Source organism: Flavihumibacter stibioxidans, assembly GCF_014332695.1.
Taxonomy (GTDB): Bacteria; Bacteroidota; Bacteroidia; order Chitinophagales; family Chitinophagaceae; genus Flavihumibacter; species Flavihumibacter stibioxidans.
On the sequence record NZ_MBUA01000001.1, the window covers coordinates 382,478 to 407,768 of the forward strand.

The 25,291-nt window shown below is 38.8% G+C and carries 21 protein-coding genes; all 21 read left to right on the plus strand.

Translation table 11 applies throughout. The features are described from left to right. Positions 1-32 precede the first annotated feature (32 nt). The 21 genes from BC349_RS01600 (at position 33) to BC349_RS01700 (ending at position 25,281) form a co-directional block, all read left to right on the plus strand. Positions 33-2,315, plus strand: a complete 2,283-nt coding sequence (locus BC349_RS01600) for a TonB-dependent receptor (RefSeq protein WP_187255004.1) — start codon at positions 33-35, stop codon at positions 2,313-2,315. 10 nt (positions 2,316-2,325) lie between these two features. Next, a complete protein-coding gene (locus BC349_RS01605) occupies positions 2,326-3,231 on the plus strand; it encodes a DUF4249 domain-containing protein (RefSeq protein ID WP_187255005.1) in 906 nt (301 codons plus the stop codon). A gap of 13 nt (positions 3,232-3,244) precedes the next feature. Beyond that, on the plus strand, positions 3,245-4,057 hold the full coding sequence (locus BC349_RS01610) for a phosphatase PAP2 family protein (protein WP_187255006.1): 813 nt from the start codon (positions 3,245-3,247) through the stop codon (positions 4,055-4,057). Positions 4,058-4,078: 21 nt separating this feature from the next. Beyond that, complete coding sequence (locus BC349_RS01615) at positions 4,079-4,990, plus strand: phosphatase PAP2 family protein (protein ID WP_187255007.1); 912 nt, start codon at positions 4,079-4,081, stop codon at positions 4,988-4,990. Positions 4,991-5,066: 76 nt separating this feature from the next. Continuing rightward, entirely contained in the window at positions 5,067-6,134 is a 1,068-nt protein-coding gene (locus BC349_RS01620; protein ID WP_187255008.1) for a serine hydrolase, read from the plus strand. A gap of 109 nt (positions 6,135-6,243) precedes the next feature. Next, entirely contained in the window at positions 6,244-6,675 is a 432-nt protein-coding gene (locus tag BC349_RS01625; RefSeq protein WP_187255009.1) for a PepSY-like domain-containing protein, read from the plus strand. 98 nt (positions 6,676-6,773) lie between these two features. Then, on the plus strand, positions 6,774-7,217 hold the full coding sequence (locus BC349_RS01630) for a PepSY-like domain-containing protein (protein WP_187255010.1): 444 nt from the start codon (positions 6,774-6,776) through the stop codon (positions 7,215-7,217). Between the two features lie 145 nt (positions 7,218-7,362). Continuing rightward, a complete protein-coding gene (locus BC349_RS01635; RefSeq protein ID WP_222840045.1) occupies positions 7,363-8,169 on the plus strand; it encodes a phosphatase PAP2 family protein in 807 nt (268 codons plus the stop codon). Positions 8,170-8,194: 25 nt separating this feature from the next. Next, entirely contained in the window at positions 8,195-8,722 is a 528-nt protein-coding gene (locus BC349_RS01640) for an ion channel (RefSeq protein WP_187255011.1), read from the plus strand. A gap of 27 nt (positions 8,723-8,749) precedes the next feature. Continuing rightward, on the plus strand, positions 8,750-9,175 hold the full coding sequence (locus BC349_RS01645; RefSeq protein WP_187255012.1) for a universal stress protein: 426 nt from the start codon (positions 8,750-8,752) through the stop codon (positions 9,173-9,175). A gap of 5 nt (positions 9,176-9,180) precedes the next feature. Further along, positions 9,181-9,870 carry a VIT1/CCC1 transporter family protein gene (locus BC349_RS01650; RefSeq protein ID WP_187255013.1) on the plus strand — a complete coding sequence of 230 codons (690 nt, stop codon included), beginning with the start codon at positions 9,181-9,183 and terminating at the stop codon, positions 9,868-9,870. A gap of 128 nt (positions 9,871-9,998) precedes the next feature. Further along, positions 9,999-10,307, plus strand: a complete 309-nt coding sequence (locus tag BC349_RS01655) for a DUF1003 domain-containing protein (protein ID WP_222840046.1) — start codon at positions 9,999-10,001, stop codon at positions 10,305-10,307. Positions 10,308-10,314: 7 nt separating this feature from the next. Next, entirely contained in the window at positions 10,315-11,193 is an 879-nt protein-coding gene (locus BC349_RS01660; protein WP_187255015.1) for a PPK2 family polyphosphate kinase, read from the plus strand. 19 nt (positions 11,194-11,212) lie between these two features. Next, positions 11,213-13,615 (plus strand): plasma-membrane proton-efflux P-type ATPase, encoded by a 2,403-nt coding sequence (locus BC349_RS01665; protein ID WP_187255016.1) that lies wholly within the window; start codon positions 11,213-11,215, stop codon positions 13,613-13,615. Between the two features lie 104 nt (positions 13,616-13,719). After that, the gene (mgtA, locus tag BC349_RS01670; protein WP_187255017.1) at positions 13,720-16,254 is read left to right on the plus strand and encodes a magnesium-translocating P-type ATPase; all 2,535 of its coding nucleotides are present in this window, start codon (positions 13,720-13,722) and stop codon (positions 16,252-16,254) included. A 142-nt stretch (positions 16,255-16,396) separates the two neighbouring features. Further along, positions 16,397-16,978, plus strand: a complete 582-nt coding sequence (locus tag BC349_RS01675; RefSeq protein ID WP_187255018.1) for a PepSY-like domain-containing protein — start codon at positions 16,397-16,399, stop codon at positions 16,976-16,978. A 132-nt stretch (positions 16,979-17,110) separates the two neighbouring features. Further along, positions 17,111-18,328 (plus strand): TolC family protein, encoded by a 1,218-nt coding sequence (locus tag BC349_RS01680; protein ID WP_187255019.1) that lies wholly within the window; start codon positions 17,111-17,113, stop codon positions 18,326-18,328. Positions 18,329-18,332: 4 nt separating this feature from the next. Beyond that, positions 18,333-19,265 carry an efflux RND transporter periplasmic adaptor subunit gene (locus tag BC349_RS01685; RefSeq protein ID WP_187255020.1) on the plus strand — a complete coding sequence of 311 codons (933 nt, stop codon included), beginning with the start codon at positions 18,333-18,335 and terminating at the stop codon, positions 19,263-19,265. An 11-nt stretch (positions 19,266-19,276) separates the two neighbouring features. After that, a complete protein-coding gene (locus tag BC349_RS01690; RefSeq protein ID WP_187255021.1) occupies positions 19,277-22,357 on the plus strand; it encodes an efflux RND transporter permease subunit in 3,081 nt (1,026 codons plus the stop codon). A gap of 26 nt (positions 22,358-22,383) precedes the next feature. Further along, positions 22,384-22,797, plus strand: coding sequence for an EamA family transporter (locus BC349_RS01695; RefSeq protein ID WP_187255022.1), 414 nt, complete (start codon positions 22,384-22,386; stop codon positions 22,795-22,797). 78 nt (positions 22,798-22,875) lie between these two features. Then, complete coding sequence (locus BC349_RS01700; protein WP_187255023.1) at positions 22,876-25,281, plus strand: TonB-dependent receptor domain-containing protein; 2,406 nt, start codon at positions 22,876-22,878, stop codon at positions 25,279-25,281. The last annotated feature ends 10 nt before the right edge of the window (positions 25,282-25,291 follow it).

Consider the following 25,291-nt stretch of genomic DNA (forward strand, 5'->3'; position numbering starts at 1 on the left):
CTTTCTGAAAATAATTTTAAACCGGATAAAGGATGAAGAATATTTCATTGCTGTTTTTGCTGGCCCTCAGCCTGCATAGCACTGCTCAAAAAATTACCATTAGCGGTTATGTAAAAGATGCTGCTTCCAAAGAGGCACTAATCGGCGCTTCTGTGGTGAATGTAAATACTAAAAGTGGCACCAGCACCAATCAATACGGCTTCTTTTCCCTCACTGCCAATGTAACTGACACCATAGAATTGCTGATTAGTTACCAGGGTTATAAAATCAATGCAAAAAAAATTACAGCAAAAGAAAATGTACAGCTTGATGTGCTACTGGAAAACAGTGCAGGCAGTTTAGGAGAAGTGGTTGTAAGTTCTTCAAGAAATAACCGAAACGTACAGAAAGCACAGATGGGAGTTATTGATGTGCCTATTAAAGCGATAAAGAATTTTCCGGTGTTGATGGGTGAAAGGGATGTGATGAAAATTATCCAGTTGCTGCCCGGTGTACAGGCTGGCCAGGAAGGTACGGCCGGCTTCTATGTACGGGGCGGCAATCTGGACCAAAACCTGGTGCAGTTAGATGAAGCAACGGTTTATAATCCCAATCACCTCTTTGGCCTCTTCAGCACATTCAATGTAAATTCTATTAACCATGTACAATTAATTAAAGGCGGTTTTCCTGCTGAATATGGCGGCAGATTGAGTTCAATACTCAACATCACTATGAAGGAAGGAAATAAAACAAAGTACCAGACAGAAGGCGGTATCGGATTACTAAGCACCAATCTTACATTTCAGGGGCCCATTCAAAAGAACAAATCATCGTTTATTGTTAGTGCAAGAAAAAGCTACATTAATTTATTGCTGAAACCAGCCACATCTAAAAGTACCAACTATTCCTTTTATGATTTTAATGCCAAGATGAATTATGAGTTGGGAAAGAAAGACCATATTTTCCTAAGTTTTTTTAAGGGTAACGACAATGCAGGATACACTGGTGCCAACAGTTTAAATTATAAAACAGATTTTGGAAACACCACAGGTACATTCAGGTGGAACCATATTTTCGGGAATAAAATATTTTCCAATACCTCACTTATTTACAATGATTATCATTTAGGGTTGGGTACTACTCAAAACAATTACTACGAAGTGCTTTATACCGGTATAAAAGACCTGAGTGCTAAAACAGATTTTACATTTTCCCCCAATAATAAGCATAAAATAAAGGCAGGGTTCGCTTATACCTATCACACACTCTATCCTTCGGCGGTGTCTTCCAAAGTTCCCCGCCGGGGCAACCAGATAACTATTAATAAGGACAGTATCACAAAAAGATTATCCAGTGAACTGGCTTTTTATCTGAATGACGAGTATGATATTTCAAAAACCTTGTCAATAAATTACGGCGTTCGTATTCCTTACTTCAATGGCGGCGGCGCTTCGTATGCAGGCATAGAACCCAGGATTACAACAAAAGTTTCTCTTAATTCTACTACCTCAATAAAAGCATCGTGGACGTTGATGAACCAATTTCTTCATGCAGTACCAAGCAGTACAGCATCATTGCCTACGGATACATGGTTAAGCAGCAGCAGCCTTATTAAGCCACAAAAAAGTTCGCAGGTAGCTGTTGGATTATTTAAAAACTTTAGTGATAACGGCATTGAGGCAAGTGTAGAAGCTTACTACAAAACAATGGATAACCAGGTGCTTTTTAAAGAAGGCTCTCAGATTGTGTTAAGCACCAACCTCGACAGTATCCTCACTTTTGGTAAAGGCAAATCTTACGGCATTGAATTATTTGTAAAGAAGAATGTGGGAAGGTTGACAGGATGGGTAAGCTACACACTGAGCAAAACAACGCAACAGTTTCCCGAGCTAAACCGTGGTGCAATGTTTCCTGCATCATTCGACAGAAGACACAATTTATCAATTGCAGGAAGTTATGAACTTAACAAACACTGGACGGTATCAGCAGATTTTGTTTTCTATACAGGCCGGGCATTTACTTTACCGGCGGGCCGGGTAACCGTTCCTGTAAATGGTTCATTGTATGATGGAGTTTACTATGATTTCACCAGCCGTAATAATGCAAGGCTCAGGAGCTATCACCGGCTTGATGTAAGTTTCTCCAATAAACAAACAGTAAAATTCTGGGGTAAAAAATATGAACGAGAATGGGTATTTGGTGCTTATAACCTATACAGCCGTCTCAATCCCTACTTTGTATATCTCACCACCAATGCAGATACCAAACAGCCCGAAGCAAGACAGGTATCATTACTCCCGTTTATTCCCAGTGTAAGTTTCAATTTCAAATTTTAACAACAGCAGCATGAAGAAAGTATTTATTTATACAATCATTGTTTTGTCCGCAGGTTTCATTTTTTTATCCTGCGAAAAAACAATTACAATAACTCCGCCGCCTTACACAGGTAAGGTAAGCATTCAAAGTATGCTGGAGCCAGACAGTGTTGCAATCGTTTATTTCAACCGTACCGTTCCTTACTTTGATAAGAAAGTAAGCTTTGCTGATTTGGTAGTTCGCAATGCTGTGGTAAAAATCAGTGATGGCTCAAATACAGACATATTGAAACTTGACAGTGCTTACGACAAACTATACTGTCAATACAATTACTATTATAAGGGCAACACAACTGTGCAATTAAATAAAATTTATACATTAACAATCAGCAGCGGAACAGATACTTACACTGCTACTGCTTCCACAGCAAACCTTTCAAAAGCCACAATAGACAGCACTTCATTTACCCCAGTATTTAAAGATTTATATGGAGAGCATGAAGGGGTGATTGTATATTTTAAAGACATCCCTTCTCAAACTGATTATTACAGGTATGAAATGGAACGGTATGTTGACACCAGCACCCAATTGGCAAGCCAGAAAATTGCCAGTGCCTGCCTGGGCCGGGATAGTGTGAAAGTACATGAATTAGGCCGCTCAGTATATAATGATGCAGGCCAGAACGGTCAGCAATTTAAGGTGGTAATTGAGCCAGCTTATTCTCATAAGCCGGGTACAAAGGGTTGGGTGTACATCCAAACAATTGATAAAAATGCTTTTGATTTTTTTGACCAGTTGGATAAACAAAAACTGGCGCAGTTTAATCCATTTGTAGAGCCGGTGTTTTTGAGAGACGGTCAGTTCGGAAGTAAGGCAATCGGTTATTTTTCTGCGATGGTAAAAAGCAATCCTGTTGTTTATATATATCCTGAATAATAAAACACCGAATATGCAAAAGTTATTTACAATAATGCTGTTTACACTTATTAATTCAGCATTGTTAAATGCACAGGTTTCTGACAGCACCCACCTGAACAATGCACAGGCCCCGGCAAAACCTTTTGAATCATTCAAAACAAGTATGACCGAAATGAATGAAAAGGGTAAGAGAATTAAGTCGTTGCTGATACCAGCCGGGTTAATTACCTATGGATTTGTTGCACTGGAAAATGATGGATTGAAAAATTTTGACAACAGTATCAAAGAAGAAATATGGACAGAAAAACCTCACAAACCCATTACGATAGATAATTACCTGCAGTATGCACCCGCAGCGGCTGTATATGGCTTGAATGCGATGGGTATAAAAGGTAAAAACAATTTCCGGGACAGAACAATGATTTATCTTTTGTCCAATGCCATGATGGGTATTACGGTGCAATCTTTAAAAGCCATAACAAGGGTGCAACGGCCTGACGGCTTTGGCACCAATGCATTTCCTTCAGGCCACACGGCAACGGCATTTGTGGCGGCTGAATTTCTTCACCAGGAGTACAAAGATGTGTCGCCCTGGTATGGAATTGCTGGTTACGCCATGGCTACTACCACCGCCTACCTGCGAATGTATAACAACCGGCATTGGTTCCGGGATTTGGCACCCGGTGCAGGCATTGGCATCATCTCTACCAAGCTGGCCTATTGGATTTATCCTTCCATTAAGCGGACTTTTTTTAAAGACAAGCCAATGAACACAATGGTGATGCCTTACTATCAGAATAAAACTGTTGGCTTTTCACTTGTTCATTCTTTTGCAGGAAAATAATCATAACCCTCTTTTAAATTAATGAAGCAAACAGTCATTTTATTTTTATTTCTGATAGCATGTAGTACATCTTCACTTTCTCAGCACCGTATTCAGCGAAATCAAATTAATGATACAGTTCAGTATTTCTACAAATCTGATACACTCACTTTTTCAAAACCAAATTTGTTCAGGAACCTTGCTAAAGTTCCTGCTGATTTATGGTATATAACAAAGTCGCCAATACAAAAACGAAACTGGATTGGCCTTACTGCGGTTGCAGCCAGCACTGCCATATTTATAGCAAAAGACCAGGAGATAATTAATTGGGTAAAGAACAGAAGTAATGATATAGGATTGAACCCACAGACCGATTATAACATCTTGCTGAAATTCGGTACAACAAAAATTATTAAAATACCCAAAAACCTGAATACTGCATTGTACCAGATTGGGGAAGGCGGTACAAGCATGATGCTTGCCGGTGGCTTATGGATTTATGGAAAAATAAGAAAGGACTGGCGGGCAATTAATACAGCAACAGATTTGGCGGAGACATTTATTACGATGGGAGTAACCACTCAAATTATAAAACGCATCACTGGAAGGGAAAGCCCTTTTATGGCTACACAGAGTGGAGGACGATGGCAACCGTTTCCATCTTTTGGTGACTATCAAAAAAACACCAGTGCTTACGATGCCTTCCCATCGGGGCATCTGTCCACCATGATGGCTACTGTTACTGTGCTGTCTTATAACTATCCCGAAAAGAAATGGATAAAACCTGCTGGATATACATTAATAGGATTATCAGCATTTGCAATGATGAATACAGAAGTGCATTGGGCTGGCGACTATCCGCTGGCTATTGCAATTGGATATCTGTCGGGCAAGGTAACCACCTGGTGGCACAGAACTAAAGCAAAACAAATCAGAAAAGCAATTCCACTATAAAATGAACCGGCACTTTACCATACTAACTTTCTGTTTTTTACTGGCAGTATGCTGCTCCTGTAAAATAATAAAACCGGTGTATTACAATTTGCCCGATGAAAAGGATGCAAAACGTTTCCCTTACCGCACCGTATTACAGGGGCCATATTCTTCCATATTCAATTTTAAAAAAACAAACGATACACCCGATGTGGTAAAGCATATCCGTATCGAAAACAAATCACTTAACGCAACAGGTGTTACCTTAAATCAATTTGTAAAACTGCATAAAACAATTTCTTTTGCTGTTATAAGAAACGACAGTTTATTGTTCGAGTACTATGCTGGCAATTATTCAGCAACCAAAAATGTTACCAGTTTTTCCATTGCAAAAGCATATATCACCATGCTTGTTGGTATTGCAATTAAAGAAGGTTATATAAAAACTGTAAATGACCCAATAACTGATTATATAACTGAATGGAAAGACAAGCCCGGTTATAATTTAATCACCATAAAAGATTTGCTTCGGCACACATCAGGATTAAAATTTACGGAGAGTGTATTTAATCCTGAATCAGACCAGTTACAGTTTTATTATGGCACCACACTTAGAAAAAATATTCTGGCATCAGCCATCAGGGAGCCGCCGGGTTTACATTTCGATTATCAAAGTGAAAATCCATCCTTGCTGGCATTAATACTTGAAAGAACAACTGGCAAAACAGTCAGCAATTACCTGCAACAAAAAATATGGAATCAAATTGGCACGGAAGCCCCTGCATTATGGAGTACAGACAGGAATGACAGTGCCGCCATTGAAAAAGCATTTTGCTGCCTGAATGCCCGGACACTTGATTTTGCAAAATTTGCAAGGTTACTTTTAAATAAAGGGAACTGGAACGGAAAGCAGATAATTCCTCAACAATGGATTGAGGAAAGCATCAACCGCAATACTGAACAGGGGGGCAAAATTTCTTATGGTTATAACATGGGCATCGGGCCTGTGGCCTATAACAGTTTTTATCCAATTGGTTTGTATGGGCAGTTATTGTACATCTACCCGGCAAAGAATATTATTATTGTGCGGTTTGGAAATGCAGATATTAATTACAACCCAAATTACTGGAAAGAAATGATGCTTCAGTTGATAGACCAGTTGTGAGAATATGATTGCATTGCTTTTGATTTTATTTAACATCAATGCTTTTAAAATTCAGTATTTGTACAGTATGCAGGTATAGTTTTATTCTATCAAATTAAATCACAAGGTTATGAAACAATTATTAGCAGTTGGCCTTTTGTATTTTAGTTTAGCTGCGGTGCAGGCGCAAAAAATAACGGATTCAGGAGTGCCGGTAGTCATCAAAGAAGCGTTTGCAAAAATGTATCCCGGCATTAAAAAGGCATCCTGGAACAAAGTGGATACACTTTATATAGCCAGTTTCTCCGACGGTAATTACAAAGGGGCGGTATCATTTAACAATGATGGAAAATGGTCAGAAAGGGAAACAGTCATTTCTGTAGCATCTGTGCCTGCAGGTATAAATAGCTACGTAGAGAAAAATTATAAAAATGAAAAAATAACCGGTGCAGTAAAAATCAGAAAGTCTTCCGGAGAAATCAGGTATAGAGTTGCTGTTGGAAACAAACAAATCCTGTTTACAAAAGAGGGCAACTTCATAAAAGTCAGCCAACCAATTTGAGGAAACGTTAAAATCCTTATTCTGTTAAAATCTACAGTGTTTCTACAGAATTGAAATAAAGCTTTACAATTATATTTTAAAAATTAAAAACAAACAAAATGAAAAAGTATCTTATGCTGATGGTTGCAGCAGCTTCTATTACAACCGCCACTTTTGCACAAAATCATGAAAAAAATGAAAAGAAAGAACATGCAAATGTTCCTGCCGCAGTAAAGCAGGCATTTGAAAAGCAATATCCCGGCACAAAAGCCAAGTGGGATAACGAAGACGGTAAGTACGAAGCTGGCTTCAAACACAACGGGCATGAAATGAGTGTGCTGTACAATGCTAACGGCACGGTGGACGAAACCGAAATGGAGATACCTGTTACCCAATTACCAGCAGCGGCCACCAGCTATGTAACACAGCATAAAATGGGTAAAATAAGTGAAGCTGCAAAAATCACAAAGGCAAACGGCGAGGTGAATTACGAAGCCGAAGTAAAAGGTAAAGATGTGATTTTTGATGCCGCCGGTAAATTCTTAAAAGAAGTAAAAGACTAATTTTTCATGGTTAGGTTTTTCATATACTAAGGTTAAGGGTCAATGGCAAAGGGGTGTAGCAATACATCCCTTTTTATTTACCTTCTTAGTTCTCATTCAGTTTTTGTTCAGAATTCAACTATACGTTTACATTAATTCAATCATCATGCAACACTCTAAATCAACCACTGTTTTTCTAATGTCGCTATTCATATTGGCAGCAAATGCCAATGCACAAGTTACTGATTCTACTGCAAGCAATTTATTTGTAAAGGATTCAACACGGCGAAACCTTTCCTGGCGGCTGCCACCTCACAAAAAATCATTCAACGCAAAGTCTTACATCATACCCGGCTTAATGGTAGCTTATGGTATTACAGCCATTGAAAATGACGGACTGCAAAGATTAAACGGAGAATTTAAAGACGAGATGTATGCCGAACATCCGCACAAACAAATTCATATAGACAACTATCTGCAATTTGTACCGGCAGCAATGGTTTTTGGTTTGGATGCTTTTGGCATCAAGGCAAAGCATAATCTGAGAGACAGAACCATGCTTTTTTTAATGTCGAACATTATAACGAATGGAACAGTCTATTCAATGAAATCAATATCGCACCAATTGCGGCCCGATGGTTCCAAATATAATTCTTTCCCATCTGGCCATACCGCAGAAGCCTTTGCCAATGCCGAATTTTTACGACAGGAATACAAGGATGTTTCACCGTGGTATGGCGTAGCAGGCTATGCAATGGCGGCTACCACCGGCTATTTAAGAATGTATAACAACAAGCACTGGCTGAGTGATGTGGTAGCTGGCGCCGGTGTTGGTATAATTTCTACTAAACTGGCTTATTGGCTCTATCCGAAAATTCAGCACAAACTTTTTAAAGATAAACCAATGAATACAATGGTAATGCCTTCCTATCAGAATGGCAGCATTGGATTGGGTATGGTTCACCGGTTTTAAATATAACAGCATTTTATTTTAGAATATGGGGCACATCAAATCAACATATAAATATTTTACAGTCATCCTTATTGGGCTTTTTATTTTTCTGCTGGATTATTATGGATTAGCTGACCCTGTTACCAATGAAGTATTGCTCTTTGTTCTTAGTATTGCAAAAGCTGCGTACTTTATATTCTTTGTATTTCAAACTATCAAAGAAACTGCCCATAAAGAATTCTTTTTTCATGAATTTATGTCTTTTGTAGTAGTAAGTATCCTTTTAGTAATTGTTTCTTTTGCTATTGATTATTATTGTCTGTTCAGGATAAGTTCCGATTCTTTTGCCGGTACTATTCCAAAAGAAAATATCATTACAGAATTCATCAGCTTTATTTACTACAGCATTTCAGTGTTTACCACCGCAGGTTTTGGAGATATAAAACCCAACAGTACCAATGCACAAATATTTGTTTCTATGGAACTGATGATTGCTTTCTTTTTTACAATACTCGTCATTGCAAATATTACACATATCAGAAGCTCATATTCAAGAACAGTTAAAAAACCATAACAGATGTTTATACTTAAATAACACATTATGAAAAAGATTTTAATTGCAACAGAAGGCGGCCCACTTACAGAAAATGTGGTACAGCACGGCATTGAACTGGCAAAATTGTTAAATGCCGAAATTGGTTTTATATATGCAGCCGATGCTACAGGATTTATAGGTGAAGGTGGTTATACAGCACAGAATTACCTGGAAGATTTACATAAAGAAGCAAGGGAATTATTTGTGAGATTGCAATCGGAATTTGGCATCAAACAGAACTGGACATTTATTAAAGATGGTAAACCTGCCGCTAAAATTGTAGAAACGGCCAATGAGTGGGATGCAGATTATATTGTAATTGGCACCCATGGCAGAACGGGTATATCACATTTACTATTGAGCAGTGTGGCCGAGCATGTTATCCGCCACAGTAAAGTACCGGTATTGGTAATTACTCATGAGCATAAATAAGCGAAATGATACATCCGGAGAGGCATTTAAAGAGTTCTGATTTTATTACAGATATAGTTATCGGCATGAGTGACGGACTTACTGTTCCATTTGCCCTTGCGGCAGGTATTAGCAGTGCAGTGTCAGATAATCATATAGTAACTACAGCAGGTATAGCAGAAATCATTGCCGGAAGTATTGCAATGGGATTGGGTGGTTATCTTGCCGGCCGTACTGAGTGGGACCATTATAAATCAGAAATGGCTAAAGAGAGTTATGAAGTGGATAATATGCCGGAAAAAGAAAAGGAAGAAGTAAGAGAAATATTTGCCGAATATGGCTTTAGTGCAAATGCCCAGACGATGCTTGCCGATGAATTGTCAAAGGATAAAGAGAAGTGGATTAAGTTTATGATGAAGTACGAACTGGGCTTAGAAAAACCGGACTATAACAGGGCAGGTAAAAGTGCTGCTACTATTGGTTTGTCTTATGCTGCCGGAGGTTTAATACCACTACTTCCTTATTTCTTTACGGCTACGCCAGATGAAGGTTTGAAAATCAGTGCAATTGTTGCACTGATTTGTTTATTTATATTTGGTTACTTCAAAAGCAAAGTAACAGGACAACCGGTTTGGCAAGGAGCTTTTAAGGTAATGATAATTGGAGCCTTGGCTGCAGCCGCTGCTTTTGGTGTGGCAAAATTATTTGGAGCTTAAAAAACAAGAAATAGAAATAAAACATAATGAAACCTACCGTTTCTTTAAAAAATGTAAATGAGTACCACAAAAATTCTTTAAGCAGGTCACAACGCTTTGCCTCGTGGATAACCGGGAAGATTGGTACAATGACTTTTTTTTATGTCATTTTTTCCTGGACAGCAATCTGGCTGTTATGGAATTTGATGGCTCCCAAAACCATGCAGTTTGACCCGGCCCCGGATTTTCTGCTCTGGCTTTTTATATCTAACATGATTCAGATTTTCCTTATGCCATTGATAATGATAGGGCAAAACATTCAGGGAAAACATGCAGAGATGTTGGCAGATAACGATTTTGAAGTAAACAAAAAGGCTGAACAGGAAATAAAGGAATTGAAAGAAAAACTGGAATACCTGACGGAACTTATTGAAAAAAGATTGCCAGAACTTAAATAAAAGAATCATGCATGAAAAATTTAAGATAAAGACAGGCGACCACATACGGTTGAGCCAGTTGGAAACAAAGGGCTCTCAACATTTTTTTAAGAGTGAAGCAGAAGCAAAAGAAATGCTGGTGAATGACGTAAAGAAAATGCAGCATCTGCAACAAAAAATGTACGCCGAAGGCAAAAAAGCAATCTTGATTATTTTTCAGGGAATGGATACAGCTGGTAAAGACAGTTGCATCCGTCACATATTTTCCGGTATCAATCCACAAGGTTGTAGTGTAACAAGTTTTAAACAACCAACAGCAGCAGAACTGGCTCATGATTTTATGTGGCGGCATTATGCAGCTTTACCGTTAAAGGGATTTATAAGCATCTTTAACCGCTCTTATTACGAAAATGTGCTGGTTACAAGAGTTCATCCGCAATTACTGTTGAAAGAAAGTTTACCAGGCATCGCTACAACTGATGATGTGAACGCTGAATTTTGGGATAAGCGATTTGAAACCATTAATTCAGTTGAAAAACAATTGACGGCATCCGGTACAACAATTTTAAAATTCTTCTTACATATTTCAAAAAAAGAGCAAAAGAGCAGGTTATTGCAGCGGATTAATGATGATGATAAAAATTGGAAATTTAACTATAGTGACTTAGGAGAAAGAAAATTATGGGATAAATACCAGGATGCTTATGGAAGCATGTTAAGTCATACCTCAGTACACAATGCTCATTGGTATGCCATCCCGGCTGATGAAAAATGGTTCAGCCGGGTTGCTATAAGCCGCATTATTGTACATGCACTGGAGGAAATAAATGTAATTTATCCTGTTGCAGATAGTGATAAAAGAAAACAACTTGTAAGCGCCGCCGCAGCGTTAAATGATGAAACTTAATAAATATGCACTACTAAAGATGCCCGGATATAATAACTATAAAGAAACCAATAAAGAAAATGCTCCGCTTATTTTAGCAACTAAACCTTTAACAGGTTTGTCTGATACTGATGTTGCATCACTCCGTTTGCAATATGGGTATAATGAAGTAAAAGAAAAGCACACATCACCAATTATTTTATTGCTGCGTAAATTCTGGGGCCTGACCGCATGGATGCTGGAAGCTACTATCGTTATTTCATTTCTGCTCCATAAAACTTTTGATGGCTTTGTTATTGCCGGTTTGTTACTATTTAACGGGTTCATTGGCTTTTTTAATGAGCTTAAAGCCGTAAGGACGGTGGCTGCAATCCAGCAGCAATTACAGATAATGGTAAGGGTACTCAGAAATGGGAACTGGAAGCAAATTCCATCAAGGGAACTGGTGCCGGGAGATGTAGTACGTATCCGCATGGGTGATTTTTTAACAGCGGACATGCAACTGCTGGAAGGAGAAATAAGGGCTGATAAATCGGCCCTGACCGGAGAAACAGCGTTGATTGAAACTAAAGAAAACGATATACTTTATGCAGGCTCTGTAGCTAAAGGCGGCGAAGGCACTGCAATAGTTACGTCAATTGGTATTCAAACTTTCTTTGGAAAAACAGCAAAGCTGGTAATGACAGCCAGCCACAAAATGCACATGGAAGAAGTAGTCGCCAAAGTGGTTCGGGTATTGTTCATTGCCGTTATTTCTATTCTTGCCATAACCACAGCAATAGGATTAATTGGCGGGCAAAGTTTTCTTTCCATCCTTCCGCTTATTTTGATTTTACTGGTTTCTGCTGTACCGGTTGGGCTTCCGGCCATGTTTACCATCAGTATGGCAAAAGGTTCAAAAGAACTGGCTGAAAATGGGTTACTGGTAAGCAGGTTAAGCGCAACAGAAGATGCTGCTACCCTTACTACATTATGCATAGATAAAACAGGAACAATAACTAAAAACGAATTAACATTACAGGAAATCATCGCTGCCGGTACTTTTTCAAAGGAAGATGTTTTAACTTATGGTACGATGGCATCGGTAAAGGCCAATGAAGATGTAATTGATATTGCCTTTATTAATGAAGCAGAAAAACAATCACTACTAAAAAAGGCATACAAGCAGGTAAAATTTACTCCCTTTAATGCAATACTAAAACATACAGAAGCGGTAATAGAGACTGATGAAAAAACAATTACTGTTGCAAAGGGGGCATATACGGCAATTAAAAATTTATGCGGAGTAAAGGAATTTTACCTGGATGAAAAAGTAGATGAATGGGCACATAAAGGGTTTAAAACAATTGCAGTTGCTGTGACAGAAAGAAACGACCAATTTGCTTTTGCCGGTATTGCAGCACTGTACGACCCTCCCCGTCCTGATGCCTATGAAATGCTTGCAAAAATAAAAGACTTGGGTATTGATATTAAAATGCTGACAGGCGACGCATTACCGATTGGAAAGGAAATAGCAGAACAGGCTGGTATTGGCAACAATATAGTTTCTATTGCGGATGTACGTTCTCAGTTTGCAAATGACGCTGGCTATTCAGCCATACAAACCCATAACGGATTTGCAGAAGTACTACCCGAAGATAAATTTAACATTGTAAAAAAGCTGCAACTTGAAAAGCAGGTTGTGGGAATGACCGGGGACGGTGTAAATGATGCCCCTGCACTTAAACAGGCAGAAGTTGGAATAGCTGTTAAAAATGCTACTGATGTTGCCAAGCAGGCCGCAAGCATTATTTTATTAAAAGAAGGGCTTCAGCAAATTCTTGAATTAATCAAAGTAGGCCGAAGTATCCATGTAAGGATATCCAATTATACGGTTAATAAAATTGCAAAGACAATACAAACCATTTTATTTGTTTGTGTATCATTTATCGTTACCAAACAATTTGTTGTGGCCACAATTGATATGGTGCTGATGCTTTTTTTAATTGACTTCGTGGTACTGGCATTATCAGTGGATAAAGTAAGCTGGAGCCGCCAGCCGGCCAACTGGAATATAAGGCCATTAATAAAAAAAGGGATTTTTATAGGATTTCTGTTGTTTGCAGAATGCACCGTATGGTTCTTTTTTGCCAAATCATTTTTTAACCTTACTGACACCGGTACATATCACTCTCTGGGTTTCGCCTGCCTGTTTTTTTCAGGTATTATATCTATACTTGTTATTCGCACAGATAAACGTTTTTATAAAGAACGGATTAGTATGACATTGCTAGCAATAATTATTTCTGATATTATTATAGTTTGCATTTTACTGTTATTGGGCTTTAAGGGATTTTCAAACTTGCCTGTTGCTGCAGTTGCTGCAACACTTGGCTTTTTTCTTTTTGCTAACTTAATAGTTAATGATACAGTTAAGCTTATGATGAATAAATCAGTTAAGTAAAATAAACAATTAACGAAACTCGGTTTATTTATGACTAACTTAATTGCAAATACAGAGAAGTCATCAATGAATATCAATAAAATAAAAGTTTTAACTGCATAAATATGAACGTCTCCCCGTATAAAACAACTCAATCATTTTGGTCTTTAAATAGTGATGAAGTATTTCTGGCTTTACAATCAATGAAAAACGGGTTGTCAGATGCCGAGGCTGCAATGCGGTTAAAAATAAATGGACCCAACACCATTAAACAATCCTCCAAAGTTTCGGGGCTGCTGTTGTTTTTATTGCAGTTTAAAAGCCCCCTTACCATATTACTGATGCTTGCAGTCATCTTGTCTATTATTCTGGGAGATAATACAGATGCTGTTATCATCTTCATAATTATTTTCCTGAGCAGCATATTAGGCTTTTGGCAGGAAAAAGGAGCTGCCAATGCAGTGGCTCAATTGCTGAAAATGGTACAGATAAAATGTTCAGTACTTCGTAATGATGTAACAAAAGAAATACCTGTTGAAGAAGTTGTTCCCGGAGATATTGTGCTGCTTTCGGCCGGGGATATTGTCCCAGGCGACGGGCTGCTTATTGAATCAAAAGAATTATATGCAGATGAAGCTGCTTTTACCGGGGAAACATTTCCGGTTGAGAAAAATGCCGGTATCGTAAGTGCAGAGGCTTCTCTTTCGCAACGAAGCAATACTGTATTTATGGGTTCTCATATCATCAGCGGTACAGCTAAAGTGGTAGTAGTGGCCACAGGTAAGCAAACCGAATTTGGAAAAATATCTGCCAGGCTGCTGACAAAGATTCCCGAAACTGATTTTGAGAAAGGTATTCGGCATTTTGGTTATATGCTCATGGAAATTACATTGGTTCTGGTTGTCATCATTTTTGCTGTAAATGTTCTGTTACATAAACCGGTGCTTGATTCATTTCTTTTTTCATTGGCATTAGCAGTAGGCCTCACACCTCAGCTTTTACCTGCAATCATTACTATCAATCTGTCTAAAGGTGCATCCTCTATGGCGAGGAAAAAGGTAATAGTAAAGCGGCTGTCGTCTATTGAAAATTTTGGGAGCATGAATATTTTATGCTCTGATAAGACAGGAACCATTACTGCCGGTAAAGTAAATGTGAAGGATGCATTGGGTATTGACGGGAATCGGTCAGATAAAACAATGTATTATGCATGGCTAAATGCTTCGCTGCAAAAGGGCTTTCATAACCCACTTGACGAAGCCATTTGTAATAGTTACAATGAAAAGAAACCTACAGCACAGGTGCAAACAGAAATTCCTTATGATTTTATCCGTAAACGGCTCACCATTCAGGTGGCAGTTGATGGTAAAATGATGGCCATTACAAAAGGGGCCTTTAATAATATAATGGAAGTTTGCAGTTTTGCAGAAACAGGACCATGTGAAATCGTAGCATTGTCATCTGTAAAAACCGGATTAATTAAGCAGTATGAAAACTTAAGTGCTGATGGATACAGAACATTGGGTGTTGCTTATAAAAATACAGATAACAGAGATTTTACAAAGCAGGATGAAAATGAAATGACCTTTGCCGGTTTTATTACTTTGTATGACCCTCCTAAAAATGAAGCAAAGCAAACTATTGAAAATTTACGAAAGGCAGGAGTATCTTTAAAAATTATAACAGGCGACAATGCCCTTGTTGCAAAAAACCTTGCTCAGCAAATAGGGATGAATGATGCCATCGTCATCACTGGTTCGCAGATTCGGCAAATGAGTGATGCAGCTTTTATCCAGCAAGCACAAACTGCACATATTTTTGCTGAGGTAGAACCGAATCAGAAAGAAAAAATAATATTAGCCTTAAAAAAGGCAGGCAATGTGGTTGGCTTTATGGGTGATGGAATAAATGATGCCCCCGCTTTACATGCGGCAGATGTAGGCATATCGGTAGATACGGCTGTGGATGTTGCTAAAGAAGCTGCAGACATTGTATTGCTCAACCAGGATTTACAAGTACTGGAAGCCGGAATTTTGGAAGGAAGAAAGACATTTGCCAATACCATGAAGTATGTGTTTATGGCAACCAGTGCTAATTTCGGCAATATGTTCAGCATGGCAGGAGCTTCTTTATTTTTACCTTTTTTGCCATTGCTTCCCAAGCAAATTTTACTTACAAATCTGTTAACCGATTTTCCTGAAATGGCAATTGCAAGCGACACGGTTGATACCGAAAGCATAGCTACACCACACAAATGGGATATCCGTTTTATTAAGCGTTTTATGATTGTGTTTGGCCTTATCAGTTCAGTGTTTGATTATTTAACTTTTGGAGTGTTGATATATTATTTAAAGGCCGGAGAAAAATTATTTCAAACGGGTTGGTTTTTAGAATCGGTAATTTCTGCCACATTAATCGTATTGGTTGTACGTACCAGGTTACCCTTTTTTAAGAGCCTGCCGGGTAAATATTTAACTGTAGCAACATTGCTGGTAGTTGCATTTGTATTAGTGATGCCATTTACCCCTTTAGCTAACCTGTTTGGATTTGCTGAACTTCCGCCCGTTTTTTATCTGTGGATGGCAGGTATTGTAACCTGCTATATTATTACGGCAGAATTAGCAAAGAAATGGTTCTATAAAAGATTAATGCCGCATTAATAATAAGGGTTCATTTGTAATACAAACTCTTGGTTATATGAGGGGAAAAGGTATAAATCTTATGTAAACATTCAGATTTTCTTCAGAATTAGTTGTGAGCTTTACTATGTAAAATTATTCTACACCTATAACTTTAAAAGAAATGAAACTGAATAAAATGTTCCTGCCCGCCTTAGTAGTCACTTTTGCTCTTTTTGTTACCAGCTGTGATAATGAGAAAAACGAAAAAGATGAAAAGGATGAAGCTACAGAAACAATGCAACAGGAAAAAACAGAAACTGATAAAAAAGATACAGCTCTTGCAACTACAACTGTTTTACCCGCAGGTGAAATGCCACTGCAAAATTTGCCAGTTGGTATAAAAAAATTTATAGAAATAAATTATAACGGTTATGCAATGACAAAAGCGGTATCTGATCCTCTTTGCCAGGGTGGCGATGCGATAGATGTTGCTGTTACAAAATCGGGGGCACCAAACTTGTCTTTGATTTTTAAACCCGACGGTAGCTTTGTGCAGCAGGAAGAAGATGTGCCGATGAAAACGGCTCCTGATAAAGTAAGGGATGCCATAACCGCAAAATATGCTGACTATAAAGCCGGTGAGCAAATTGAAAAACTGCAACTGGCAGATAAAACTGTGCAGTATCTTGTTGACCTGACTAAAGGAACAACTACCAAAGAGGTTATTTTTAGCAAAGAAGGTGCGATAGTTTGCGACCACTAATTGAGTATTGATAAGTAAAGGATATTTAATGGCAGCTACTGGTGGTTATCGCCATAATTTACCGGTAGCTGCATTTTTTTTATTTTAGCAGGTGGTAAAATGTTTAAGCCAATGGGTAAATATTTTTTAGTAATGTTCATGCTGATAATAGCCGGACATGCCGGGGCACAAAAGACCCTGGATTATTATATTAACTCTGGGCTTCAAAACAGCCCGTTGCTGAAAGATTACCAGTACCAAGTGCAAAGCAATAAGATAGATAGCCAGCGATTGCGGGCAAACTTTCGGCCACTGGTAAATGGCAGTACGGCGGGCACTTACGCACCAGTAGTTAAAAACTGGGGCTATGATGGAGCCATCACGAATATTCATACTTACAACGCATTGGTGAGTGTATCGCAAACGATAGTTGGCAAACAGAATTTAAACAATCAATACCTCGCCATACAATTACAAAATCTGGGCTTGCAGAACCAGGGAAAAATATCGGAGCAGGATTTAAAACGCAGCATCACCCAACAATACATTACCACCTACGGCGACTTGCAACAAATTAATTTTAACCAGGAAATGCTTACCCTGTTAAAAGAAGAAGAAGCCATTTTAAAACGACTGGCAGAAAAAGGAGTTTACAAACAAACCGACTTTCTTTCTTTTTTGGTGAATGTGCAGCAACAGGAATTATTGATAAAACAACTTCGGATTCAATACCAGAATGATTTTGCTACCTTGAATTATATTACCGGGCTTAATGATACAGCGTTTACTGTGTTAAATGCACCGTCCGGTTTAGACATAAACCTGCCTCCAATTGAACAAACTGTTTTCTATCAGCAGTTTCATATTGACAGCCTTAAAATTATTGCTGCAGACAAGCAGATAGATTTTGCTTATAAGCCACGTATGGGTTTGTATGCGGATGGCGGTTATAATTCTTCATTTATCGCCACACCATTAAGAAACTTTGGCATAAGTGCAGGAGTTACAGTTACTGTTCCTATTTATGATGGCAGGCAGCGCAAAATGCTGCATCAGAAAAATAGTATTGCTGAACAGAACCGGCAGAATTACCGTGATTTCTTTTCTAAACAGTATCAACAACAAATTATCCAACTGCAACAACAGCTTTCGCAAACGGAGCAACTGATTGAACAAACTTCTACACAGATAAAGTACGCCGATGGCCTGATTAAAGCACAACGGCAGCAATTAGTAACAGGTGATGTAAGGATAGCTGACTATATAATAGCTATTGGCAACTACCTGAATGCAAAAAATATTATCACTCAAAATTCAATAGCCCGATTGCAGATACTTAACCAAATCAATTACTGGAACAGAAAACAATAGAAACATGCAGGTAAAACTTAAACATATTGGCATATTGTTATCCCTTGCAGGGATGCTTGCAGGTTGTGGCGAAGATAAAGCTGCACCAACAGCTAATGAGATGAATGCAGAAGCAGGTACACCGGTAACAGTAACCAGCATCAGTACTGGTCCGTTAACTGAAAGTATTGAGTTAAACGCCACCTCAGCTTTTCAGTTGAAGACTTTTATAAAAGCGAATGCCACCGGTTATTTACAATCTGTAAATGCCCAGCTTGGAAGGTTTATCAACCGTGGCCAGGAAGTTTTTGTTATTAAAACCAAAGAAGCCGAAGCTCTCGGTAATACTATCAATGTGCTGGATTCATCATTCCGATTTACGGGTATAATTCATATTAAATCACCGGGAACAGGCTATGTAACCACACTTAACTACCGTGATGGAGATTATGTAACAGACGGCGAACAGTTGGCCATTATCAGTGACAAAAATAGTTTCTGTTTTTTATTAGACCTTCCTTATGAATTAAAGCCATTTCTGTCAGGCAACAAAAATGTTTTGTTGAAACTGCCTGATGGTACACAACTAAACGGATATGTAGCTTCTCAAATGCCAACGGTTGACCCCGTATCTCAAACACAAAGCATCGTTATTAAAGTAAACAACAGCCAGCAAATACCCGAAGGATTGATTGCAAAAGTGATATTGGTAAAAAAGAGTAAGCCCAATGCCTTATCGTTACCGAAAGATGCCGTATTGACTGATGAAACGCAAAGTGAGTTTTGGGTAATGAAGTTGATTGACAGTGTTACTGCCGTAAAAGTGCCAATTAAAAAAGGATTGGAAAACAGCAGCAGTGTGGAAGTACTCTCCCCTCAGTTTTCTATGGCAGATAAAATTTTACTTACTGGCAATTATGGTTTAGGTGATACGGCCAAGGTAACTATTCAGCAATAACAAAAAAGGCAATGAAAAATTATTTTGTTTCGCATAAGAACCCCATCACCATCATACTGGCCATCATCATTATGGCTGGCATCTTTTCGTATGGCAAAATGCAGTCTGCATTGTTTCCCGAAATTACCTTTCCTAAAATAAAAATTATTGCAGATGCCGGACAGCAGCCGGTAAATAAAATGATGATTACTGTTACCCGTGAACTGGAAAATGCAGTGAAGCAGGTGCCCGATTTAAAAATAATCCGCAGTACTACCAGCCGTGGCAGTTGCGAAATCAGCGCCTATATGGACTGGAAGGCCAATATGGATGTAAGCCAGCAACGCATCGAATCAAAAATAAGCCAGATAAGAAATATTCTGCCACCAGATGTGCAGATAACAGTGGAGCGGATGAATCCATCTATTCTTCCGGTTATAGGATATACATTGGAAGCCCCTAACCTGTCGCCAATTGAAGAAAAGCTATTGGCACAATATACCATCAAACCTTTCCTGTCGCAGGTGGATGGAGTAAGTGAAATAAGGGTTATTGGTGGTAAGACGAAAGAGTACTGGCTTACCCTGGATGTAGGGAAGATGAGTACCCTCGGTATTACTCCTGATGCCATCATCACCGCACTCAATGCCACTAACTTTATAAAATCCAACGGGTATTTGTCTGACTACCGGCAAATGTATTTGACTGTAACCGATGCCGTGGTTGATACGAAAGCAGAAGTTGAAAAATTAGTTATCAGTAATAACGGAAAACGAATTGTAACGCTGCAGGATATTGCAGCGGTAACAATTCAGGAGGCAAAAGAATATGTAAAAATAAATGCGAACGGACATTCTGCAGTTTTATTGGCGGTAGTAAAGCAGCCCAACGCAAACTTGGTTGACTTATCGGGCAAGATGCAGAAAAAAGTAGATGAATTAAGAAAAGTATTGCCAAAAGGTGTAACTATTTCTCCTTTTTATGTGCAGGCTGATTTTGTAAAAGACTCTATTAAAAGTGTTACAGATAGTTTGTGGATTGGGCTGGCTTTAGCAATAATTGTGGCGATTATTTTTCTGCGTTCACTTAAAGCAAGCACCGTAATTCTTATAACTATTCCGGTTACATTATTGCTTACATTAATCGTACTCTATGCCACCGGGCAAACGTTTAATATTATGACCCTTGGTGCAATGGCGGCAGCCATTGGTTTGATAATAGACGATGCTATTGTAGTGGTGGAACAGATACACCGCACCCACGAGGAACATCCACAGGAGCCAACAGGAACGCTTTTGCAAAAAGCCATTCAATATTTATTTCCGGCAATGGTTGGTTCTTCACTTAGCACCATTGTTATTTTCCTTCCCTTCATATTAATGACAGGTGTGGCCGGAGCTTATTTTAAAGTGATGACCGATACGATGATTATAACACTGGTGTGTTCATTCTTTGTTACATGGTTAGGGTTACCAGTCATTTATTTATTATTAAGCAGAACCAAGAAAAAAGTATTGACTGCTAAACAGCGTTTAAAAAGATTAAAAGAATCCACTCATCCCCACACAGTTCATAATCAAAAATGGGTAGGCTTCTTTATCAAAAAGCCGTACATCAGTGTATTGTTTATGCTTTTACTGGCAGCCAGTATTTATTATGTGCTTCCAAAACTGCAAACAGGTTTTTTACCAGAGATGGATGAAGGAAGTATTGTACTGGATTATAGTTCGCCACCGGGTACATCGTTAGAAGAGACCGATAGAATGTTGAGAGAAGCGGAAAAAATATTTACATCAATACCTGAAGTAGAAACTTATTCAAGAAGAACAGGAACGCAGATGGGCTTCTTCATTACAGAACCCAACCGGGGCGATTACCTGATACAGTTGAAGAAGAAACGAAAGAGAAATTCAAACCAGGTAATAGACGAAATAAGGGCAAAAGTTGAAGTATCGCAACCTGCCCTGCGGATTGATTTTGGACAGGTAATTGGCGACATGCTCGGAGATTTAATGACATCGGTGCAGCCTATTGAAGTGAAAATATTTGGTAACGACCTGAAAAAGCTACAGGAGCTTTCTAAACAGGTAAGCAATGTTGTTACCAATGTTAAAGGCACAGCCGATGTATTTGATGGAATCGTAATTGCCGGGCCTTCTATTTCAATTGAGCCAGATGCTATAACATTGGCACAGTATGGCATTACACCTGCCAGCCTGCAATATCAGTTGCAAACAGCCTTAGAAGGAAATATAGTAGGTACTGTTTTTGATAAGCAACAACTTTCTTCTTTACGGGTAGTTTTTCCAGGCAATAGAAACCTGAGTGTGGAAGATATAAAACGAATGCAGATTTTTTTACCGAACGGTAAGTTGAAACCCATTTCCGATTTAGCTGATATAAAACTGAATCCCGGTGATGCAGAAGTAGAGAGAGAAGATTTACAGTCAATGGGTGTGGTAACCGGCAGGCTTGATAACCGTGACCTTGGCAGTGTGATGAAGGATATACAAAAGGAAGTGGCCGCAAAAGTAGTAATGCCCAAAGGGTATCATATTGTGTATGGCGGTGCCTATGCCGACCAGCAAAAATCTTTCAGTGAACTGTTGATGATTTTAATAACAAGCAGCCTGTTGGTTTTTTGTGTTATCCTTTTTTTATTCCGTGATTTTAAAGTGGCATTGATGATTTTATTGATTGCAGTCTTGGGTATCAGCGGTAGTTATATGGTGCTATATCTTACCAATACCCCGTTAAATATTGGAAGCTATACCGGTCTTATTATGATTGTAGGTATCATTGGCGAAAACGCCATTTTTACTTTTTTGCAATTCAGGGATTCGCTGCTGCAAACAAAGAATGTTGACAAAGCTATTATCTATTCCATCTCTACAAGGTTGCGGCCTAAATTGATGACTGCACTTGGCGCAATAATAGCTTTGATGCCAATTGCATTGGGTATTGGCACCGGTGCACAACTGCACCAGCCGCTGGCCATCGCTGTAATAGGTGGTTTCATTGTGGCGCTGCCATTGTTGCTGATTGTATTGCCCAGCCTGATGCATGTGGCGTATAAAAATAAAAAGTTTGCACCGGATAATGTAGCAGCATAATAATATAAAAACTTAAATCTCATACCATGTGGTGGTTCTACGCTTTATTATCTGCGCTGTTTGCATCTCTTACGGCCATCTTTGCAAAAGTTGGTATTGCAGGAGTAAACTCAAACTTAGCAACAGCTATCCGTACCATAATTATTTTGATAGTGGCATGGGGTATTGTATTGGCAAGAGGCGAAACGAAAGGAATAGCCGCTTTATCAAAACAAAATATCATCTTCCTTATTATCTCCGGCATCGCCACCGGCTTATCCTGGATATTTTATTTTAAAGCATTGCAGATTGGTAAAGTATCGCAGGTAGCACCCGTAGATAAACTAAGTGTGGCACTCACGATTATTTTATCTGTTATATTTTTGGGAGAGGCTTTAACAATAAAAACTGCGATTGGCGCAGTGTTGATTATAGCAGGAACTTTTGTGCTGATACTTTAAAAATTATCTTCGCATAAGCGGATAAATTCAGTTTCTTTTCAGAATCACGGTTATACTTTGCACATAAAAATTTATTTGATGAGATACTTCTTAGCATTGGCATTTGTATGTTTTTCAATAATGGCTTCGGCACAATCCGGTAATGCCGTATTATCCGGTACGGTTAAAAATGGTACTGATAAATCTGCATTGACTTTTGCGAATGTAGTTTTGAAAAAAGCGGCAGACAGCAGCTTTGTGGCCGGTGTAGTAACGGATGAAAAAGGACAGTTTTCTATTCAGAATATAGCAGAAGGCAATTACTTTCTGGAAGTTAGTATTGTAGGTTATGTAACAAAAACTGTCCCCTTTCTGGCAGGTAAACTCAATAAGTTCTTTGATATTGGTATCATCGAATTAGCCCCTCAAAGTGCTGCCTTAAGCGAAGTGGTGGTAACTGCAAAAACGGATGCAGTAACTGATAAAATGGATAAGAAGACATTCAAATTGTCTGACAATATCAGCCAGGCAGGAAGTTCGCTATTACAATCTATGAAAAATCTACCGGGTGTTACCATAGATGAATCTGGAAAAGTATTGCTAAGAGGCAGTAACCGGGTAACTATTCTTATTGATGGCAAACAAACCGCCTTAACAGGATTTGGTAACCAGGCTGCATTGGATAATATTCCGGCATCTGCCATTGAAAGAATTGAAATCATCAATAATCCTTCATCAAAGTATGATGCAAACGGTAACGCAGGCATCATCAATATCATTTATAAAAAATCCAGGCAAAACGGATTCAATGGTAAGGTTGGTATTGCCACAGGTCTTGGTGCATTATGGATGAAGGAGAAAAGCTTTCCGGGCATCAGACCACAATACAGCGGTACGCCTAAAATCAATCCGTCACTAAGTCTCAATTATCGCAAAAATAAAGTCAATGCTTTTTTCCAGGGTGATTATCTGTACAACAAAACCTTAAACAGAAATGATTTTGCGGAACGGTTTTATTCAAACGGAGATACGGTGCGTCAGCAGGTGCAACGAAATCGCATTACCACAGCAGGCACTGTCCGCACAGGTATTGATTGGTTTATCAATAATAAAAACACACTTACTATTTCCGGCCTCTACAGCAGTGAAGCCGTAAAGGACAATGGTGATATTCCTTATTACAACAGCAAGCTTACTGAAAGGAAAAGGCTCTGGCAGTTTTTTGAAGATGAAGTGAACACTGCAGCCACCGCTTCGGCCATTTACCAGCATAAGTTTACTCAGCCAGGGCATGTGCTTAACATGAGCCTGAACTATACTTTTCACCGGGAAGATGAAAAATATTTTTTGACCAATATTATGCCTGCATATACAGGTAAAGATACTTTCATGCTTATTGCCGATGAAAATGTAACCGACTTTACCATTGACTATACAAAACCTTTAAAACATGGACGGTTTGAAACCGGAACAAAGTTCAGGTGGCGGTATATTCCTACCAATATGCGGTTCTTTCCCGGTATTAATTCGCCGTTAGATACAAATGCAGCCGGTTGGGCAAAGTATAAAGAAGTGATACCGGCTGTTTACGGCAATTATATTTATGAATCAAAAAAGTTTGAGTTGGAAGCAGGGCTGCGAATGGAGTATGTCAATCTTCAATACGATGTCAATCCCAATCACAACACCTATAAAAGCGATGGCTACAATTATTTTCAGCCTTTCCCAAGTGTGCGGCTGGGTTATAATTTGAATGAGCATAACAAACTGTCGCTTTACTACAACCGCCGGGTGGACAGGCCTGACGAAGGCGATATCCGCATTTTCCCCAAATATGATGAACCGGAAATTTTAAAAGTAGGTAACCCTGCTTTACGGCCCCAGTTTACACAAACCTTAGAAGCTGGTTATAAGTCGAGCTGGAGCAATGGATTTCTCTATACAGCCCTGTATCACAAATTTTCAAAACAAACTATTACAAGAATTGGTACAACGGTTCCCGGAAGCAATATCATCTATTCTGTATTTCAAAATGCGGATAAGGCATGGAACACTGGTGTGGAGTTAATCGCTAATCAAACTGTGAACAAAGCTTTTAGTTTTAATGTGAATGCCATGCTGTATAAAAATACCATCGGTGCATTTACCGCTGTAAACAAGTACCCGGTTCCTGTTACTTATAGTGCCGCCAAAGAATCAGCATGGTCAGGAAATATAAAATTGAACGGCCTTGTAAAACTTCCTAAAAATACCGACCTGCAGCTTACCGCTATTTACCTGGCGCCGGACATTATTCCGCAGGGCCGAATTGCTCAACGTTTTTCGGTGGACTTCGGTGCTAAAAAAGCCATTCAGAAAAATAAAGGCGAACTCTTTTTAAATGCCACTGATATTTTTAATACCCTTCGGATTAAAAAGGATATTCAAGGCACCAACTTCAGGGTTATCAGCAGGGACTATTATGAAACACAGGTTTTCCGGGTTGGGTACAGTTACAAGTTTTAATTAAAATGGG

Excerpts from the sequence above, each read along its gene's own strand:
- BC349_RS01600 (WP_187255004.1), top strand. The coding sequence starts at position 33 with ATGAAGAATATTTCATTGCTGTTTTTGCTGGCCCTCAGCCTGCATAGC.
- BC349_RS01605 (WP_187255005.1), top strand. The coding sequence starts at position 2,326 with ATGAAGAAAGTATTTATTTATACAATCATTGTTTTGTCCGCAGGTTTC.
- BC349_RS01610 (WP_187255006.1), top strand. The coding sequence starts at position 3,245 with ATGCAAAAGTTATTTACAATAATGCTGTTTACACTTATTAATTCAGCA.
- BC349_RS01615 (WP_187255007.1), top strand. The coding sequence starts at position 4,079 with ATGAAGCAAACAGTCATTTTATTTTTATTTCTGATAGCATGTAGTACA.
- BC349_RS01625 (WP_187255009.1), top strand. The coding sequence starts at position 6,244 with ATGAAACAATTATTAGCAGTTGGCCTTTTGTATTTTAGTTTAGCTGCG.
- BC349_RS01630 (WP_187255010.1), top strand. The coding sequence starts at position 6,774 with ATGAAAAAGTATCTTATGCTGATGGTTGCAGCAGCTTCTATTACAACC.
- BC349_RS01635 (WP_222840045.1), top strand. The coding sequence starts at position 7,363 with ATGCAACACTCTAAATCAACCACTGTTTTTCTAATGTCGCTATTCATA.
- BC349_RS01640 (WP_187255011.1), top strand. The coding sequence starts at position 8,195 with ATGGGGCACATCAAATCAACATATAAATATTTTACAGTCATCCTTATT.
- BC349_RS01645 (WP_187255012.1), top strand. The coding sequence starts at position 8,750 with ATGAAAAAGATTTTAATTGCAACAGAAGGCGGCCCACTTACAGAAAAT.
- BC349_RS01650 (WP_187255013.1), top strand. The coding sequence starts at position 9,181 with ATGATACATCCGGAGAGGCATTTAAAGAGTTCTGATTTTATTACAGAT.
- BC349_RS01655 (WP_222840046.1), top strand. The coding sequence starts at position 9,999 with ATGACTTTTTTTTATGTCATTTTTTCCTGGACAGCAATCTGGCTGTTA.
- BC349_RS01660 (WP_187255015.1), top strand. The coding sequence starts at position 10,315 with ATGCATGAAAAATTTAAGATAAAGACAGGCGACCACATACGGTTGAGC.
- BC349_RS01665 (WP_187255016.1), top strand. The coding sequence starts at position 11,213 with ATGCCCGGATATAATAACTATAAAGAAACCAATAAAGAAAATGCTCCG.
- mgtA (WP_187255017.1), top strand. The coding sequence starts at position 13,720 with ATGAACGTCTCCCCGTATAAAACAACTCAATCATTTTGGTCTTTAAAT.
- BC349_RS01675 (WP_187255018.1), top strand. The coding sequence starts at position 16,397 with ATGAAACTGAATAAAATGTTCCTGCCCGCCTTAGTAGTCACTTTTGCT.
- BC349_RS01680 (WP_187255019.1), top strand. The coding sequence starts at position 17,111 with ATGTTCATGCTGATAATAGCCGGACATGCCGGGGCACAAAAGACCCTG.
- BC349_RS01685 (WP_187255020.1), top strand. The coding sequence starts at position 18,333 with ATGCAGGTAAAACTTAAACATATTGGCATATTGTTATCCCTTGCAGGG.
- BC349_RS01690 (WP_187255021.1), top strand. The coding sequence starts at position 19,277 with ATGAAAAATTATTTTGTTTCGCATAAGAACCCCATCACCATCATACTG.
- BC349_RS01695 (WP_187255022.1), top strand. The coding sequence starts at position 22,384 with ATGTGGTGGTTCTACGCTTTATTATCTGCGCTGTTTGCATCTCTTACG.
- BC349_RS01700 (WP_187255023.1), top strand. The coding sequence starts at position 22,876 with ATGAGATACTTCTTAGCATTGGCATTTGTATGTTTTTCAATAATGGCT.